We start from the raw sequence: 15881 nt of genomic DNA, 5'->3' as shown, positions 1-15881 counted from the left end.
TTCGCCTACTTTTAAAGAAAATTAATTTAAAGGCTGGAAGCTGGAAGAATGGGAACTGGAAGTTATTTTTAAGGTTAATAGAATTTGACTATAACTATTTTTGAGGGCTGAAAATCTTCTCTCCTCCATTTTCCAGCTTCCTTACTTAATTAAAAATGAAAATGTCTTCTTCCTAATTAACAAAAGAAATAATTATCTTTGCCGGTAAAGAAATAAGGATATGAATACTCCCTCAAATATGCTGGCATTAGGAACAAAAGCTCCGTTTTTTGAACTTCCTAACCCGTCAAAAACGAATGAACTTCAGTCTTTGGAAGAACTGAAAGGAGAAAAAGGTACTTTGGTGATCTTTATGTGCAACCACTGTCCGTTTGTTCTTCATGTCATTGACAAGATCAATGAATTGTACGAAGATTATAACGAGCGCGGAATTGAATTCATCGCCATCAATGCGAATGATATCGAAAAATATCCGGCAGATTCTCCGGAAAAAATGATCGAATTCCAGATTGAAAGAAGATTTGATTTCCCTTATCTGTTTGATGAAAGCCAGGCAGTAGCAAAAGCTTACGATGCAGCTTGCACACCGGATTTTTATTTCTTTGATGATAAGCTTGATCTTGTATACAGAGGTCAGATGGATGATTCAAGACCTGGAAATAATAAAGATGTAACTGGTGAGGATCTGATTATTGCTTTTGAAAATCTGTTGGCTGGGGAAGCTCAGGAAGAAATTCAGAGACCTAGTATGGGATGCAATATTAAATGGAAATAATTTTAGATAATCACTAATTATTACTTATATAATATAAAAGGCTGTTCTATTAATTAATAGGACAGCCTTCATTTAATAACTTTGAACCTTTATTTACATTCAGGGAGTGATAATAAATTATTTTTTGTTGTATTATCTGCCTCAGTTTTTAAATATTTGGTACCATTATAAGTTTCAGCTGTGATAACCTTTACTTGGTTTCCATAACTATCAGTAACATAAGCTAATCCTCTTTCATTTTTTATCCAGTTATATATTTCTAATCGAGTACTTTTTCCTGGTTTTCCATCATCTCCAGTCCATCCTAAATGAGTGATTGCTAAGTTTGGATTTTCATGATATCCGTTGTCTTTGTTGATGCAAGTAATTCTAATTGCCATGGTTTGTTATTTTAAATTGTTTTACGAAAATAACTTATGTAAGTTGCTTATCCTTACGGTTTACCATAAACAGATTTTTGATTACAAAAAATTAAAAGCTTACTTTGGCTTTGACCTCCTTTTCAACCTTCAGATCCACATTCACTTTATTATGAGAATAATTCCTGATGAACTCTGAAGGAGTCTTGCCCGTATATTTTTTAAACATCCTGTTAAAGTAGGTCACATTATTAAAACCACATTGATAGCTGCATTCTGATATCGATTTGTCCTGCGCCATCAGCAGGCATGCCTTATTGATTCTGTAGCGGTTCACAAATTCTGTAAAGGTAATCTGGGTAGCTTTTTTAAAGAAATTACAGAAAGCGGGTAAAGTCAGGTTAGCTAGTTTTGCTACTTCTTCAATATCAATTTCCTTGTCGTAATGATGTTCTACGTAAGTGAAGATATTCTCAAGACGGGTTTTATTTTTTGAAATAATGGTGTAGGGCATGATTTCCTTATTTAAAAGATCATAATCTTCACATTTGGAAAGTTCAAAAAGAATTTCAAGCAATAATAAATATCTTTTATACCCTTCAGATTCCAGCATCAGTTTCAGTTTGGGAAGCATCACCTTTTTTACTTTTTGATGAAAATGAATCCCGTATTTTGAAAGTTCCAAAAGGTTTTTGATAGATCTTGCTTCCACTTCCTGCTGGGGAAACTGAAGAATTTCTTCTTTGAACTGAAGGACAATTTCTTCATGCGGATCAATAGAATTCAGACCGAATCCGGAGTGGGGAATATTGGACCCGATTAATACCAGATCTCCGTTTGTGTAATTACTTTTATGATAGCCCACGTGGCGGGTTCCGTTTCCGGAAATAACACATACCAGCTCAATTTCGGGATGATAATGATATTCCCATTTGAACTCTGAAATAGGAGAGTTGTTGTGAATGGTACGGAATGAACTCTTTTCATTAGGGATGACCCTTTCAAAAGTAACTTTCATCTAGTTAATCATATTTATTCATTAAAAATACTAAATATATTAATATAGTTCAAATATTGATTTACTGTGTTAAATTATCGTTAACGGAAATGCTTCTATCTTAGCCGACAAGAAATCACCTGAATGAAAAATCTTAACATCAAGGCCGCTTTATTTTTAAACTATTTTGTCTTCGCCATTCTTCTGAATTCTGTGGGAACAGTCATTCTACAGGTACAGCAGAATTTTGGGATTTCAAAATCGTCGGCCAGTGTTTTGGAAGGCTTCAAAGATCTTCCGATTGCCATATGTTCTTTCATTCTGGCTTCATTTCTTCCGAAGATAGGAATCAAAAAATCAATGTTGACTGCTTTATTGCTGGTAAGCTGTATGTGTTTTGTAATGCCGTTTACCAATACCTTCTGGGTATTCAAGTTATTATTTGCCACAGTAGGGGTTTCTTTTGCATTGATCAAAATATCGGTTTTTACTTCTATCGGACTGGTGACGGAAACAGATAAAGAGCATTCCAGTTTTATGGGATTTCTGGAAGGATTCTTCATGATCGGAGTATTAGCGGGAAATGTTTTATTCAGCTTATATATGGATGATCATAATCCGAAATCTACAGAATGGCTGAGTGTGTATTGGGTACTGGGAGGACTTTCAACATTATCTTTTTTATTCTTATTCTTTTCAAAACTGAATGAGCAGGAAGCTAAAAGCGATAAAACAGATTTATTGGGAGATTTGAAAAACAGTGTAAGCTTATTCAGTTATAAAAAGGTTTTGTGCTTCTTATTGTGTGCATTCCTTTTTGTACTGGTGGAACAAAGTTTTCAGACATGGACACCCACATTTTATAAAGAAATATTAAAAGTACCTACCTCTATGAGTATCCAGGCGGGAGCGGTTTTAGCAGGAGCTTTTGCGTTAGGAAGATTTTTATCGGGATTCTTCTCCAAAAAATTCAGCTGGATTTATGTAGTTGCTTTCTGTGTGATAGGTTTTGCCATCAGTTTATTGCTGGTTTTGCCTTTGACTCATGATATTCATATTGATACGAATACAAACTGGATGAATGCGCCTTTGGTTGTTTATTTATTTCCTTTGATGGGAGGTTTGCTGGCACCGATTTATCCGAGTATCAATTCTGTAATTCTGGCATCAATCCCGAAATATCTGCACAGTGCGATGTCAGGGTTGATTGTTGTGTTCTCAGCAATCGGAGGAACTATCGGTTCTATCATTACCGGTTTTGTGTTTCAGGAATTCAGCGGTCAGCAGGCATTTTACCTTTCCCTGATTCCGCTTTCATTACTGATCACTTCGGCAGTGTTCATGAATAAATTAAAAATTAATCCTAAAAAATAACAATGAGTAATCAGCTTTATATAAACGAAATTCAAAGTCTGTTTGATAATGTACAGAGATCTGAAATTTTTGAAGATCAGAAAATGATGACGGATGCAGTTCCTCTTTTCCCCATTGCAAAGATCAATGAGGATTATGAACAATCAAAAGATGCAGAAGGTTTTGATCTGAAGGATTTTGTGATGACTCATTTTGACTTTTTAGGAGCAAGAGTTTCTGTTCAGAGACAAGATCAGCTTCCCATTGGTGAGCATATTGAAAAACTATGGGATGAGTTAACCCGTACAGCGTATGAAGAAAAAGGAACGCTTTTAAAATTACCAAAACCCTATATTGTTCCGGGAGGTCGTTTCAATGAGTTTTTCTATTGGGACAGCTACTTTATTATGCTTGGATTGCAGGTTTCCGGAAGAGTAGAAATGATGGAAAATATTATTGAAAACTGTTCTTATCTGATCCAAAATGTAGGATTTGTTCCGAATGCGAGCAGAACTCATTTCCTGAGCAGATCGCAGCCTCCTTATTTTTCATTAATGCTTGATCTCCTTTTTGAAACAACGCATAATGAAGGAATTTATACACAATACCACGAAACCCTGGAAAAAGAATATGCTTTCTGGATGGATGGCGAAGAAGGGCTTGAAAACAATTCCAGCGTAAAAAGAGTAGTGAAAACAATAAACGGAGATATCCTGAACCGTTATTACGATGCAGAAAATGCACCACGTCCCGAAAGTTACCTGATCGATATTGAAGATCAGGAGACTGCTTCTGGAGACGAATTTTACAGAAATATAAGAAGTGCCTGTGAATCAGGCTGGGATTTTTCCAGCAGATGGTTTGCAGACGGAGAAAATATACAGACGATAGAAACGCTGAACCTGGCACAAGTTGATCTGAACTGCCTTTTGTGGCATTTGGAAATGACTTTGGCGAAATCTTCAGCACTTCAAAATCTGAGTGAAAAAGAAAATTATTTTTCAGAAAGAGCAGCAAGCCGAAGACAGATGATCAATAACTATTTCTGGGATGGAAATACTAACAATTATAAAGATTATCACACAAAAAAAAACACAAAAACACCGTCTGAACATATTGCTGCTCTTTACCCTTTATTTCTGGGTATTGCAAATCAGGAGCAGGCTGAGGCTGTTGCGAAAGCTGTTGCTGAAAAGTTTCTTTACCAGGGTGGTCTTGTTACCACAACTAAAAACTCGGGTCAGCAGTGGGATCTTCCCAATGCGTGGGCTCCTTATCAATGGCTCGGCTTTAAAGCAATGAAAAATTATGGCTTTGATGAGCTGGCTGAAAAAATTAAAAACAACTGGTGTTCCAATGTAGAAAGGGTCTACAAAAATACCGGGAAACTGATGGAAAAATACAATGCATTAGACACAGAAACAATAGCAGGCGGCGGGGAATACCCCAATCAGGACGGATTCGGTTGGACCAATGGAGTGTATTTACAATTACAACAAAACTGAACTAACAATAAAAGAATATGGCTATGAAAAAAAAATCAATCTTTTTAATCGCCGCAACAGCTACGTTATATTTTAATAATGCTTATGCCCAGGAAACACCGCAGGATTCTGCAAAAGTTTCCTCCATCGATCAGATTGTCATTACAGGAAACTCAAATCCGAAGAAAAAAATAGAATCCAGTACAGCGATTTCCACATTTAGCTCCAAAGAAATCCAGAAACAAAACCCGATCAGTGCTGCGGCTTTATTACAGCGAGTTCCGGGATTTGCGGTGGAAACTTCAGGAGGAGAAGTGGGAAACAACCTTTTCGCAAGAGGGATTCCTTCTGCAGGAGCTTATGAATTTGTACAGGTACAGGAAGATGGTCTTCCCGTTTTTGAAGATGGAGCGCTTCAGTTTGCCAATGCAGATAATTTTTTCCGTGTAGACAATTCTGTCAACCGTATGGAAGCGTTGAGAGGAGGTTCAGGTTCTATTTTTGCAACGAATTCTCCCGGAGGGTTGATCAACTTTATTACCAGAGAAGGAACCAATGATTTCAGAGGTACGGCGAAACTTGAAACAAGTACCTACGGATTGATGCGTACCGATGTGAATGTAGGAGGTGCTTTGGTTCAGGATAAATTGTTTTTCAATGTCGGTGGTTTTTACAGAACAGATGACGGGATCAGAAAGACGGGTTTTAAAGCCAATAACGGCGGGCAGATCAGAATGAATCTGAAATATGTCTTTGATAAAGGCTATGTAAAAGTATATTACAAAAAACTGGATGACAGAAATACATTCTTCCTTCCGATTCCTTTAATCCAGAACGGAAATAAACTGAAAGGATTCCAGGGATTTGATCCTAATTACGGAACGTACAGTTACAGAGCCATCAGTCAGCTGAATATTCCACAGGCCGGAGGTGGTTTTTTCAACAGAAACCTTGAAGACGGGATCCATCCGAAAGTAGATGCAGTGGGTGCTGAGTTTAAGTATGATCTTGGAAATAATTTCACGGTTTTAAACAAAACCAGATACACCAATATCAATATGAACTATACAGGAATTTTTCCTGCAGGCGGACCGCAGACGGCAGCCGATTTTGCTAAGAGTAACGGAATTACCGGAAACAACTATCAGTACTCATTGGTAAGCAATGGAAGAATGGTTGATCCTCAATATGTACAAAAGCTTGGCTTCTGGGCAATTGATAAGCAGATGAATAACTTTGTCAACGATTTACAGTTCAACTATAAATTTGATAAAGGAAATGTAACCGCAGGTTTTTATAAATCCAACTGGAAATCACACCAATACTGGAACTGGAGTAATATTCTGACTACAGCAACGGACAGACCTGAATTACTGAATCTGGTAGATACTTCTTTAAGTCCTTCAGATATTGGATATTCCAAAACATATAACGGGGTTACCAATATGACATTTTTGCAGAGAGATACCCAGACTCAGGGAAGTTTGAATGATCTGTATGTAAACCTGGATTATAATATTACCGATGCTTTAAGTGTAAATGGTGGTCTTCGTTACAGCCACGATTATTACAAAGGAAATTTTGCCAATACAACAAGTGCGAATTTAAATAATTCAGGGTTAACCACGGATGGAACTCATGGTTTCAACACAACAACCGCTGATGACAATATGAGTGTATTGGGAAATAAATATACCTACTGGAACTATAATGTGGATAAAGTTTCTTTTACATTAGCTGCCAATTATAAAATCAACAGAGAAAATGCAGTGTACGCCCGTTTCTCCAATGGTTTCAGATCTCCTAATGAAGAAGCTTACTACAATTATTTCTCCAATCCAACCCCTGATAAACCTTTAAAATCAGTGACCACAAACCAATTGGAGGTTGGATATAAATATTACTCGCGTACTTTTGATGTAGCAGTGATTCCGTTCTATTCTACCTTGAAGAACCTGTCATTTACGGATGTTTTCTCTGATGGAAAATCTGAAAATACCTTTGCCAATACACAGAACTATGGAGTTGAAGTGGAAGGTTTCGCCCGTTTATTCAATAATATTGTAGAAGTAACATTCAACGGAACCATCCAGAGTCCAAAATATAAAAACCTTGAGGCAGGAAGTGTTCTTGAAGGAAATGTAGTAAGAAGGATGCCTAAATTTTTCTTTAATATTTCACCGGCTGTGAATATTACCAAATCATGGAGAGCCTATGTAAGTATGAATTATTATGGAAAACGCTTCCAGGATGAGAAGAATGTACAGACGTTGCCTTCTTTCACAGAATTTGGAGCGGGAATGTCTTACCAGTTAGGAAGAATACGTTTTGCAGTGGATGGAACCAATATCTTTAACACCATCGGAATTACAGAAGGAGATCCAAGAGCAGGATCGCCCAATGGAGACGGAATCATCATGGCCAGACCTATCATGGGAGCTGCTGCCAGAGCATCAATCACATTGGATTTCTAAATTCTATTTCTTTATAACAGCAAAACCGTCAGAATTTTCTGACGGTTTTGTATTTTTTATCATTACTGTCCGATAAAAAGTCTAAATACATTGGAAATATCAATATTTATGGCAGGGATTAACAGATCGCTCTTACGGAGCTCCGTAGGAGCGACCTGTTAATTTAATTACGGTTAAAATTTACCCAACAAGAATGGTTTTAATATAAAGCATCAGATATAAATTTGATTCAAGAGATTTATATGACGCTCAAGCTCTCTTACTTCAAAAATGGATTATACTGTTTCTCAAAACCAATCGATGTAGGATTTCCATGTCCTGAGAAAACCTGGGTGTCATTATCTAAAATAAAAAGTTTCGATTTAATTCCTTCAATCAGCTGATCATAATTTCCTTTATATAAATCTGTTCTTCCGATACTGCCTTCAAAAAGAACATCACCGGAGATCATGAATTTTTGTGCTTCGTTATGATAGACTACACTTCCCGGAGAATGTCCCGGAACATGATATATTTTGAACTTTTCTCCATCCAGATCAAGCTCATCGCCTTCCTTACTATATTCTACATCCACTTTTACAGGGTTGATCTGCATTCCGAATCTCATCCCGCTTGCCTGCAGCATATCCAGTACTTCCTGATCTTCCTGATGCATATGTACTGGCACTTTGAATTTGTCAAAAGCCCACTGAAGTCCCAAAACATGATCAATATGAGCATGGGTTAAAAGAATTTTCTGAATCTTCAGCTCTTTTTCAGTAATGAAATTATCTATAGCCTGAGTTTCCTGAGTATTCATGTTTCCCGGATCGATTAACCAGGCATTTTTATTTTCGTTATAGACGATGTAAGTATTTTCGCTCGCAAAGTTGAATACGAAACCTTGAATCTGAAGCATATGTGAATATTTTTTTATTCAAAAATACGATATTATTAAGAAAATGGCTATTTTTCGTTATCTTCGTCATAATGAAAACTTTGCGAATACTCTTACTTTCTTTGGGCGGACTGGTTTTTGGACAAAATATCCAAAGTATTCAGCTGTTCAACCCTCAGACCAATGATGAGACCCCTGTCATTAAAATTGGTGAACAATTGGTTTTAGGCTTTGATGATCTTACCAACGGCAGTCAGATCTACAGGTATACCTTCAAACATTACGACAGAAATTGGAATGAAGATAATCTGTTTTTTACAGAATTTGCTACCGGAAGTATGAATGCTCTTCTGGATCAGTTCCAGTATTCTTTCAATACATTACAGGCTTATACCCACTATAAACTTGTTTTCCCGAATGATAAAATCCAGCTGAAAGTCTCAGGGAATTATGAACTGATTGTCTACAAAGATTCGGCAGACCAGCCTCTGTTCAAAAAACGATTTTATCTTGTGGAAGATGTAACATCCGTGGGCTTAAATATTTCAAGATTTGCAGATGCAAAAAATCCCAATGCTAATCAGAGGGTAGAAGTGAATGTTTCTCCGAAAGGCGGAGATATTTCTTCCAATGTTAATTCAATCACGATGAATGTGATGCAGAATAACAACCCGAATATGGTGATTTCCAATCTTAAACCGAGCAGTGTTTTAGGAAATCAGGTATTGTTTCAGCAGATGAATCTTGTTTTTCCGGGAGATAATGAGTTTTATTATTTCGATAATAAAAATATGAATATGGCCGCGGATATGGTGCGTGCTGCTGAAATAAAAGATGATGTTAACCAGACTTATCTTCATCCGGTATGGGCGTTTCCTTTAAATTATCAGTATCAGCCGGATGTGAATGGAGCATGGTACTACAGAAGAAACGACTTGGGAAGAGAGAGAGACGCAGAAAGAGAAGCTGACTACTCATGGGTTCACTTCTATCTGGATTCCGATCCTGTGGATAAAGAAATTTATGTACTGGGAGGATTTAATAATTTTAAACCCAGCAAGGAAAATCAAATGCAGTATGACGCATCCACCAAACAGTATGTCGCGAAAATATTCCTGAAACAAGGTTTTTATAACTATGTATTGGCAACAAAAGAAGGAAGCGGTTCTCTGAACTTTGGAGAAATAAACGGTAATTTCTGGCAGACAGAAAATCTCTATCAGGCTTTTCTTTATTATGCACCTTTCGGAAGAAATTATGATGGTTTGATGGGTTATGGGGAATTCAGAACACCAATTGCCAACAAGAGGTAGGTAGTAATACGATAAAAATATCATATAAAATGGGGACTGTCTGTTAAGATGGTTCCTTTTTTTTGATTCTATTGAACAGAATTTATCCTCCAGACCGTAGATTAGGATTAATTTTTTACATTATAATGCACTGCATAGTGAAAAATAATAATTCACAAAAAATTGATTTCAGTTAAATTTTTTAACATAAAATTCATATTGCAGAAAAATTATATTTAAATAATTTTCTTTGTTTTAAAATCATCATTGTGTTTTATTTACTGATTTATAATATCAATTGAATTTTATTCATCGATTGTGTTGTTTTATTGTGAAAAGTTTATAAATTCGTCACCACAATCAACCATTATTAATATGAAAACGAAATTTATCTTAGTAGCAAGCGTTGCTGCATGCTCTTTTGTCTTTGGGCAAAACACACCATCAAAATTAGTTCCGGGAAAAAGCGGATTACATGCTGAATTTATGAGATTTGAAAAAAATGCACCTTCCTATCAGGGAGCCCCTGTTTTATTTGACGAAGCTTCTCAGAGACTTTCTCCGGGGCAGGCTCGTAAACTCGGGTTAGAAAAAGATGCATTAGGCTTCGAAACTCAAAGATTTCAACAGACCGTTAATGATATTCCTGTAGAATACGGAATGATGGCGGTACAGACAAAAGACGGTAAAATTGTAGGACAATCAGGAAAATGGGTTATTAAAATTCCGAAAGGTCTTGACAAAACGGCCAGCCTTGCTGAAAATGCTGCTTTACAGAGCGCTTTGTCATTTGTAGGAGCAGAATCCTATAAATGGAAAAATAAAGAAGAAGAAGATTTTCTTAAAAAAGAAACCGGTGATCCCAATGCAAGCTATGCTCCAAAAGGTGAATTGGTTTATTATTCAAATCCTGATGATGACAAGCTGAATGATTTAAGACTAGCCTATAAATTCGATATTTATGCAGAAAAACCATTAAGCAGACAATATGTTTTTGTGGATGCTAAAAATGGAAAAGTGCTGGGAGTAGATGCCATTATTCACGAAGTAAACACACCGGGAACAGCCGTTACAGGATATAGTGGAACCCGCAGCATCACTACAGATTCTTATAACGGAAGCTACAGATTAAGAGAAACAGGAAGAAACGGAGGAACTTCAGTAGAAACCTATAACCTGAAAAAAGGAACAAGCTATGCTTCTGCGGTAGACTTTACAGATACGGACAACAACTGGAATAATGTTAATACCAATAAAGATCAATACGCTACAGATGCTCATTGGGGAGCAGAAATGACAGTGGATTACTTCTATACCAAATACGGACGTAAGAGTATTGATAATAATAATTTCGCTATTAAATCCTATGTTCACTATTCTACCAACTATTTCAATGCATTTTGGGATGGTTCCAGAATGACATATGGTGACGGAAGTTCCACAACCAATGGCGGAAAACCATTAACAGCACTTGATGTTTGCGGCCACGAAATTACGCATGGATTAACTTCCAAAACAGCTAACCTTGCGTATCAAAGAGAATCCGGAGCATTAAATGAAGGCTTCTCAGATATCTTTGGAAACACCATTGAACGTTGGGCAAGACCTACTCAGGCAAGCTGGACATTAGGAGAAGATTTCAATTATGTAATCAGAAATATGGCTAATCCTAATGCATACAGCCAGCCGGATACTTATATGGGAACTTACTGGAAAACTACCACAACTTCAGGTTGCGTTACTCCAAGCCAGTCTAATGATTATTGCGGGGTTCATACCAATTCAGGTGTCCTTAACTTCTGGTATTATCTGTTAGTAACAGGAGGATCAGGTACGAACGATAAAGGATTCGCTTATAATGTTTCGGCAATAGGACTTGATAAGGCTGGAGCCATTGCGTACAGAACATTGACAACTTATCTGACATCTTCTTCAACATATGCGAGTGCAAGAACCTATTCTATTCAGGCTGCTACTGATTTATACGGAGCAACCAGCAATGAAGTGACTCAGGTTAAAAATGCATGGAATGCTGTAGGTGTAGGAGGAGGAACTTCTCCGGCAGGAAAAATGGCAACCGCAGATACGGCGCTGTACACTATAAGCCCGAATCCTGCAACAGACAGATTTACCATCAACTTTGAAGGAAAATCAGGAAAAGGAATTGTAGAACTGGTAAGCCTTACCGGTAAAAAAGAAATTTCTGAGAAAGTTGAAATTACTGATGGGGTAAATAGACTGAACATTCAGCTTCCTTCTAATATTCTTCCGGGAGTATATATTGTACTGGTAAACGGAGAGAAAGCAGGAAACCTGATTAAAAAATAACCAAATCAAATCTTTAATATATTCAATGAAAAGGCCGCAAGTTAATTCTTGCGGCCTTTTGTATATTTTGAGTAAAAAAATTATACTAAATAGAAATCATTCAGTTTTTCTTCACAAAGTGTTTTTACCACTTCAATCCATCGGTCTTCATCATTCAGACACGGGATATAATGGAAATTTTCACCGCCGCCATGCATGAACTGTTCTTTTCCTTCTACAGAAATTTCTTCCAGGGTCTCAAGACAGTCAGAAACGAAAGCCGGACATACAATTGCCAGGTTTTTGATCCCTTTTTTACCAATTGTTTCCAATGTTTCGTCGGTATATGGCTCAATCCATTTATCTTTTCCTAATCTTGACTGGAAAGAAACAATCGTTTTTTCTTTAGGTAAACTCAATTTATCAATAACAAGCTGCGTTGTTTTATAACATTGGTGACGGTAGCAGAACTGATGACTTGGATTATCATCTCTGGAACAACAGTCGTTAAGGTTACAGGTCTTCGTAGGATCTGTCTTGTAAATATGCCTTTCCGGAACACCATGGTAAGAGAACTGCAATGCATCGAAATTTTCAGGAAGCTTCTCTTTAATACTTTCCGCAAGACAGTTGATATAAATATCTCTGTTATAGAAAGGCTGAATATAATTAATTTTTATACCGGGAAACTTCTTTTTTCTTACCTCTTCGGCCTTTTCAATTACGGTTTCCGTGGTACTCATCGCATATTGAGGATATAGTGGAAAAAGAACAATTTCAGTGACTCCCTGATCAACAAGTTTCTGAATACCGGCTTCAATGCTTGGTTGTGCATATCTCATTCCGATTTCAACGGGAACATCTACCACTTTCTGAAGTTTTTTCTGAATTTGTTTAGTAATAACAATCAGCGGAGAACCTTCATCTGTCCAAACTGTTTTATAGGCTTCAGCAGATTTTGCAGGTCTTGTTTTCAGAATGATTCCCTGTACGAGAAGTGCACGAAAGATCCAACGGTAATCAATCACCCTTTCATCCATCAGAAATTCATCAAGATATTCCTTTACGTCGTTTACAGAAGTTGATCTCGGTGATCCGAGGTTGACTAGTAAAATTCCTTTCTTATTCAATATTCTAAATTTTAATTATGAAACAGAGGTTCTAAAATCTGTTACTAATTTTGATACTTTGGCAAAGGTATTACTTTCAAGTAAGCCATTGCTTTCAAATTTGCCTTTTATCCCTTTTATTAATACCTGATGTTTATCATCTGCTGCGGCTCCGAGAGTTTTTAAGATCAGTAACAACTCTTCGTGTCCTTTTTCTCCGCTGGCAGAAGCCGTGATCACAGCAACAGGTTTTTCCGAAAATACCGTTGTGGAAACACACCATTCCAACAGATTTTTTAATCTCCCCGGGATACTGAAAATATATTCCGGTGTGGAAAATATAACACCTGCTGAGTTTTTAATATCCTCTCTGATCTTCAGAACCTCTTCAGGAGTATGATCATCCGTTAATGCGGTGTCAAAATGGGGTAGGAAAGATAAATCAGCATACATCTGAAAGTCTGTATTGTCCATATTTTCCAGCACCTGTTCCATCAGTTTCTGATTGCTGGAATTTGCCGAAGCACTTCCAATAATCACTACAATTTTTTTTCCGGGAGGCATTTCGGCAGTTTTATCCGTTTACAGCTTCCACTCTTTCTACCAAGTCCGGAACGAATTGTTTTAAGATATTTTCAATTCCGTTTTTCAAAGTAGCAGTAGAGCTTGGGCAGCCGGAGCATGCACCCTGTAGAAGCATTTTTGCTGTTTTATTTTCCTGATCGTATTCCATCAGAGAAATTTTTCCACCATCATTTTCTACGGCAGGAGCTACATATTCATTTAAAATGTCAGAAATTTTCTGCTCATCCTCTGTATAATCTCTGTTGATAATTTTCTCCACAGGATTTTCATGTTTCTGAGGTTCGATTTTTGAAATTTCACCTCCGTTCTGAAGATATTCGGCAATAAGGGCACGAACAGTCATCATCACCTGGTGCCATTCTACAGAATTATCTCTCGTAACAGCTACAAAGTTGTCTGAAATGAAAACTTCCGTTGCAAAATCAAACTCTTTAAAAATAGCCTGTGCCAAAGGAACTTCTTCAGCCGCTTCTTTCGATTTTACTTCCACAAAACCATCCATCAGCAGTTTGCTTGAAACAAACTTCATTACGTTGGGATTCGGAGTCATTTCAGCATAAATCTGATACATTTCTTTTTTCTTCTGAAGATAAATTCTCGGGTTGGCCAGTAATTCATCCTCAATTACATTTTTCAGACTTTCAGCTACATGTTCCCATTCTATGGTATCCTGTTTTGCTACAGCTACAAAATTAGCGGTAATGAAAACTCTTTCCACAAACGGATAATTGAAAAGTTCCTGTGCCAGAGGAATTTCTGAAATATCTGAATTTCTGTCCAGTTCCAAAGACCCGGGGATGAGATTGTAATCTGCTACAAATTTCATCACTTTTGGGTTTTCAGTTGGTTCTATAAGTACGGTACGCATTTTTTCGTTAAATTTGAGATACAAAAATACGCATTAGAAGTTAGAAGCTGAAAATTGAGAGTTAGATTTTTGCTATCACTGTAATTTAGAAGTTAGATATCAGAAATGATAGTATATTTTAATTCCCAATTGGGCACATTTTCACATTTCAAATTAATATTATGGCACTAATAAAACAGCTTTTAGGAAAAGCACCACAGATCGGAGAGAATACTTTTTTAGCAGAAACGGCAACTATTATTGGCGATGTTACAATGGGAAAAGACTGCAGTGTCTGGTATAATGCAGTGATCAGAGGTGATGTTCACTATATCAAGATGGGTGACAAGGTGAATGTTCAGGATAATGCAATGCTGCACTGTACGTATCAGAAATATCCTTTGAATATAGGGAACAATGTTTCCATCGGACATAACGCGATTGTTCATGGATGTACCATTAAAGATAATGTATTGATCGGAATGGGAGCTATTGTAATGGATGATTGCCTTGTAGAAGAAAACTCCATTGTAGGAGCTGGTTCTGTAGTGACTCAGGGAACACATATTAAATCCGGAGAAGTCTGGGGAGGAGTTCCTGCAAGAAAAATCAAAGATATCAATGCCCAGTTGCTGGAAGGAGAAGTGAACAGAATTGCAGATAACTATGTGAAATATTCATCATGGTATAAGGAGAATGTGAAGGATCATCAATTTTAGGATGTCAGGTGAATAGTGAATCGTCAATTCGCCGCGCTTGTCAGTTTTTTTGGATTGCAAAACTTCACCATCCACTTGCGGAGCAAAATTCACCATTGATCTGTTTAAAAATAAATATAAAAGCTCTGTTCTGAAACAGAGCTTTTTCGATTTGATATAGAACCTTTGCTTTATTGTTAATTATTGTCCGGCGTGATAAGTCTGATCTTACCATTGATACATTTGAGTGATGTAGGTGGCTCGATCATCATACAGTCAGACGTAATATTATACTTTTCATTAAAAGCTTTCACTTTATCCGTATACTCATTCACTCTTTGTAGGAAAGCTTCTTCTTTTTTCTTAGGATAGGCAATGTATTGCTGAGGTCCGCCACAGGCTTTTGATCCCATGGGAGCAAATGCCCATTCGCTGGCATCCGTACATTTTTCTCCTGATACTTCAGATTCAATAGAAGCTTTTAATCTATCCAGCTGTGCCTGTTCATATTTCTGACTGTCTTCGTCAGCAGGTCTGTCTGCAATATCAACAGGAAGATTGGTATTGGCATTCTTTGATGTATTACACGAAACTAAAGTTAATGTAGTACACAATACTATTGCCGGGATATGAAAGAATAATTTTTTCACAATAAACTTTTTTCTTTTTAAGAATTTTCAAAACTTATGCCAAGGTAAGAAATTCAAATTCATTTCCGTATTTT

General features: G+C 36.9%; 14 protein-coding genes. 7 read left to right on the top strand and 7 right to left on the bottom strand.

Features of this window, described 5'->3' with window-relative positions:
* Positions 1-220 precede the first annotated feature (220 nt).
* The gene (locus V0410_RS11615; protein ID WP_120232903.1) at positions 221-775 is read left to right on the top strand and encodes a thioredoxin family protein; all 555 of its coding nucleotides are present in this window, start codon (positions 221-223) and stop codon (positions 773-775) included.
* An 89-nt stretch (positions 776-864) separates the two neighbouring features.
* On the opposite strand, the gene V0410_RS11610 is transcribed toward V0410_RS11615, so the two are convergent.
* Complete coding sequence (locus V0410_RS11610) at positions 865-1155, bottom strand: DUF3892 domain-containing protein (RefSeq protein ID WP_330743143.1); 291 nt, start codon at positions 1153-1155, stop codon at positions 865-867.
* A 91-nt stretch (positions 1156-1246) separates the two neighbouring features.
* Positions 1247-2152, bottom strand: coding sequence for an AraC family transcriptional regulator (locus V0410_RS11605; protein WP_137905600.1), 906 nt, complete (start codon positions 2150-2152; stop codon positions 1247-1249).
* A 123-nt stretch (positions 2153-2275) separates the two neighbouring features.
* On the opposite strand from V0410_RS11605, the gene V0410_RS11600 reads away from it, so the two are divergent.
* The 3 genes from V0410_RS11600 to V0410_RS11590 are packed head-to-tail and all read left to right on the top strand — an operon-like array spanning position 2276 to position 7442.
* On the top strand, positions 2276-3505 hold the full coding sequence (locus tag V0410_RS11600; RefSeq protein ID WP_330743140.1) for an MFS transporter: 1230 nt from the start codon (positions 2276-2278) through the stop codon (positions 3503-3505).
* A 2-nt stretch (positions 3506-3507) separates the two neighbouring features.
* Entirely contained in the window at positions 3508-4989 is a 1482-nt protein-coding gene (locus V0410_RS11595; protein ID WP_330743138.1) for a trehalase family glycosidase, read from the top strand.
* Positions 4990-5012: 23 nt separating this feature from the next.
* Positions 5013-7442, top strand: a complete 2430-nt coding sequence (locus tag V0410_RS11590) for a TonB-dependent receptor (RefSeq protein WP_330743136.1) — start codon at positions 5013-5015, stop codon at positions 7440-7442.
* Between the two features lie 259 nt (positions 7443-7701).
* On the opposite strand, the gene V0410_RS11585 is transcribed toward V0410_RS11590, so the two are convergent.
* Positions 7702-8340 carry an MBL fold metallo-hydrolase gene (locus V0410_RS11585; RefSeq protein WP_330743134.1) on the bottom strand — a complete coding sequence of 213 codons (639 nt, stop codon included), beginning with the start codon at positions 8338-8340 and terminating at the stop codon, positions 7702-7704.
* A 71-nt stretch (positions 8341-8411) separates the two neighbouring features.
* Here V0410_RS11585 and V0410_RS11580 point away from each other — a divergent pair, with 71 nt between their 5' ends.
* Together V0410_RS11580 and V0410_RS11575 are read left to right on the top strand one after the other, a co-directional pair.
* Positions 8412-9632, top strand: a complete 1221-nt coding sequence (locus tag V0410_RS11580) for a type IX secretion system plug protein (protein ID WP_330743133.1) — start codon at positions 8412-8414, stop codon at positions 9630-9632.
* A gap of 354 nt (positions 9633-9986) precedes the next feature.
* Entirely contained in the window at positions 9987-11939 is a 1953-nt protein-coding gene (locus tag V0410_RS11575; RefSeq protein ID WP_330743131.1) for a M4 family metallopeptidase, read from the top strand.
* Positions 11940-12019: 80 nt separating this feature from the next.
* Here V0410_RS11575 and hemH read toward each other — a convergent pair whose 3' ends face one another.
* From hemH to V0410_RS11560, 3 genes are read right to left on the bottom strand one after another with little or no spacing between them, the layout of a single operon-like run.
* Positions 12020-13048, bottom strand: coding sequence for a ferrochelatase (hemH, locus tag V0410_RS11570; protein ID WP_330743130.1), 1029 nt, complete (start codon positions 13046-13048; stop codon positions 12020-12022).
* A 15-nt stretch (positions 13049-13063) separates the two neighbouring features.
* Positions 13064-13591 (bottom strand): NADPH-dependent FMN reductase, encoded by a 528-nt coding sequence (locus V0410_RS11565; protein ID WP_330743128.1) that lies wholly within the window; start codon positions 13589-13591, stop codon positions 13064-13066.
* A 10-nt stretch (positions 13592-13601) separates the two neighbouring features.
* Positions 13602-14480, bottom strand: coding sequence for a NifU family protein (locus tag V0410_RS11560; protein WP_062676215.1), 879 nt, complete (start codon positions 14478-14480; stop codon positions 13602-13604).
* Between the two features lie 161 nt (positions 14481-14641).
* Here V0410_RS11560 and V0410_RS11555 point away from each other — a divergent pair, with 161 nt between their 5' ends.
* Positions 14642-15178 carry a gamma carbonic anhydrase family protein gene (locus V0410_RS11555; RefSeq protein WP_034694954.1) on the top strand — a complete coding sequence of 179 codons (537 nt, stop codon included), beginning with the start codon at positions 14642-14644 and terminating at the stop codon, positions 15176-15178.
* Between the two features lie 176 nt (positions 15179-15354).
* On the opposite strand, the gene V0410_RS11550 is transcribed toward V0410_RS11555, so the two are convergent.
* Positions 15355-15807, bottom strand: coding sequence for a hypothetical protein (locus tag V0410_RS11550; RefSeq protein ID WP_202841242.1), 453 nt, complete (start codon positions 15805-15807; stop codon positions 15355-15357).
* Positions 15808-15881 lie beyond the last annotated feature (74 nt).

It is taken from the genome of Chryseobacterium sp. CP-77 (assembly GCF_036362765.1).
Classification (GTDB): domain Bacteria; phylum Bacteroidota; class Bacteroidia; order Flavobacteriales; family Weeksellaceae; genus Chryseobacterium; species Chryseobacterium cupriresistens.
Note: the sequence above shows the minus strand (reverse complement) of the source record. Positions and strands in the feature narration are given on the sequence as shown.

What these genes read in the sequence shown, in the direction of transcription:
- V0410_RS11615 (WP_120232903.1), top strand. Translation starts at nt 221, where the DNA reads ATGAATACTCCCTCAAATATGCTGGCATTAGGAACAAAAGCTCCGTTT.
- V0410_RS11600 (WP_330743140.1), top strand. Translation starts at nt 2,276, where the DNA reads ATGAAAAATCTTAACATCAAGGCCGCTTTATTTTTAAACTATTTTGTC.
- V0410_RS11590 (WP_330743136.1), top strand. Translation starts at nt 5,013, where the DNA reads ATGAAAAAAAAATCAATCTTTTTAATCGCCGCAACAGCTACGTTATAT.
- V0410_RS11555 (WP_034694954.1), top strand. Translation starts at nt 14,642, where the DNA reads ATGGCACTAATAAAACAGCTTTTAGGAAAAGCACCACAGATCGGAGAG.
- V0410_RS11575 (WP_330743131.1), top strand. Translation starts at nt 9,987, where the DNA reads ATGAAAACGAAATTTATCTTAGTAGCAAGCGTTGCTGCATGCTCTTTT.
- V0410_RS11595 (WP_330743138.1), top strand. Translation starts at nt 3,508, where the DNA reads ATGAGTAATCAGCTTTATATAAACGAAATTCAAAGTCTGTTTGATAAT.
- V0410_RS11565 (WP_330743128.1), bottom strand. Translation starts at nt 13,591, where the DNA reads ATGCCTCCCGGAAAAAAAATTGTAGTGATTATTGGAAGTGCTTCGGCA.
- V0410_RS11605 (WP_137905600.1), bottom strand. Translation starts at nt 2,152, where the DNA reads ATGAAAGTTACTTTTGAAAGGGTCATCCCTAATGAAAAGAGTTCATTC.
- V0410_RS11580 (WP_330743133.1), top strand. Translation starts at nt 8,412, where the DNA reads ATGAAAACTTTGCGAATACTCTTACTTTCTTTGGGCGGACTGGTTTTT.
- V0410_RS11585 (WP_330743134.1), bottom strand. Translation starts at nt 8,340, where the DNA reads ATGCTTCAGATTCAAGGTTTCGTATTCAACTTTGCGAGCGAAAATACT.
- V0410_RS11560 (WP_062676215.1), bottom strand. Translation starts at nt 14,480, where the DNA reads ATGCGTACCGTACTTATAGAACCAACTGAAAACCCAAAAGTGATGAAA.
- V0410_RS11610 (WP_330743143.1), bottom strand. Translation starts at nt 1,155, where the DNA reads ATGGCAATTAGAATTACTTGCATCAACAAAGACAACGGATATCATGAA.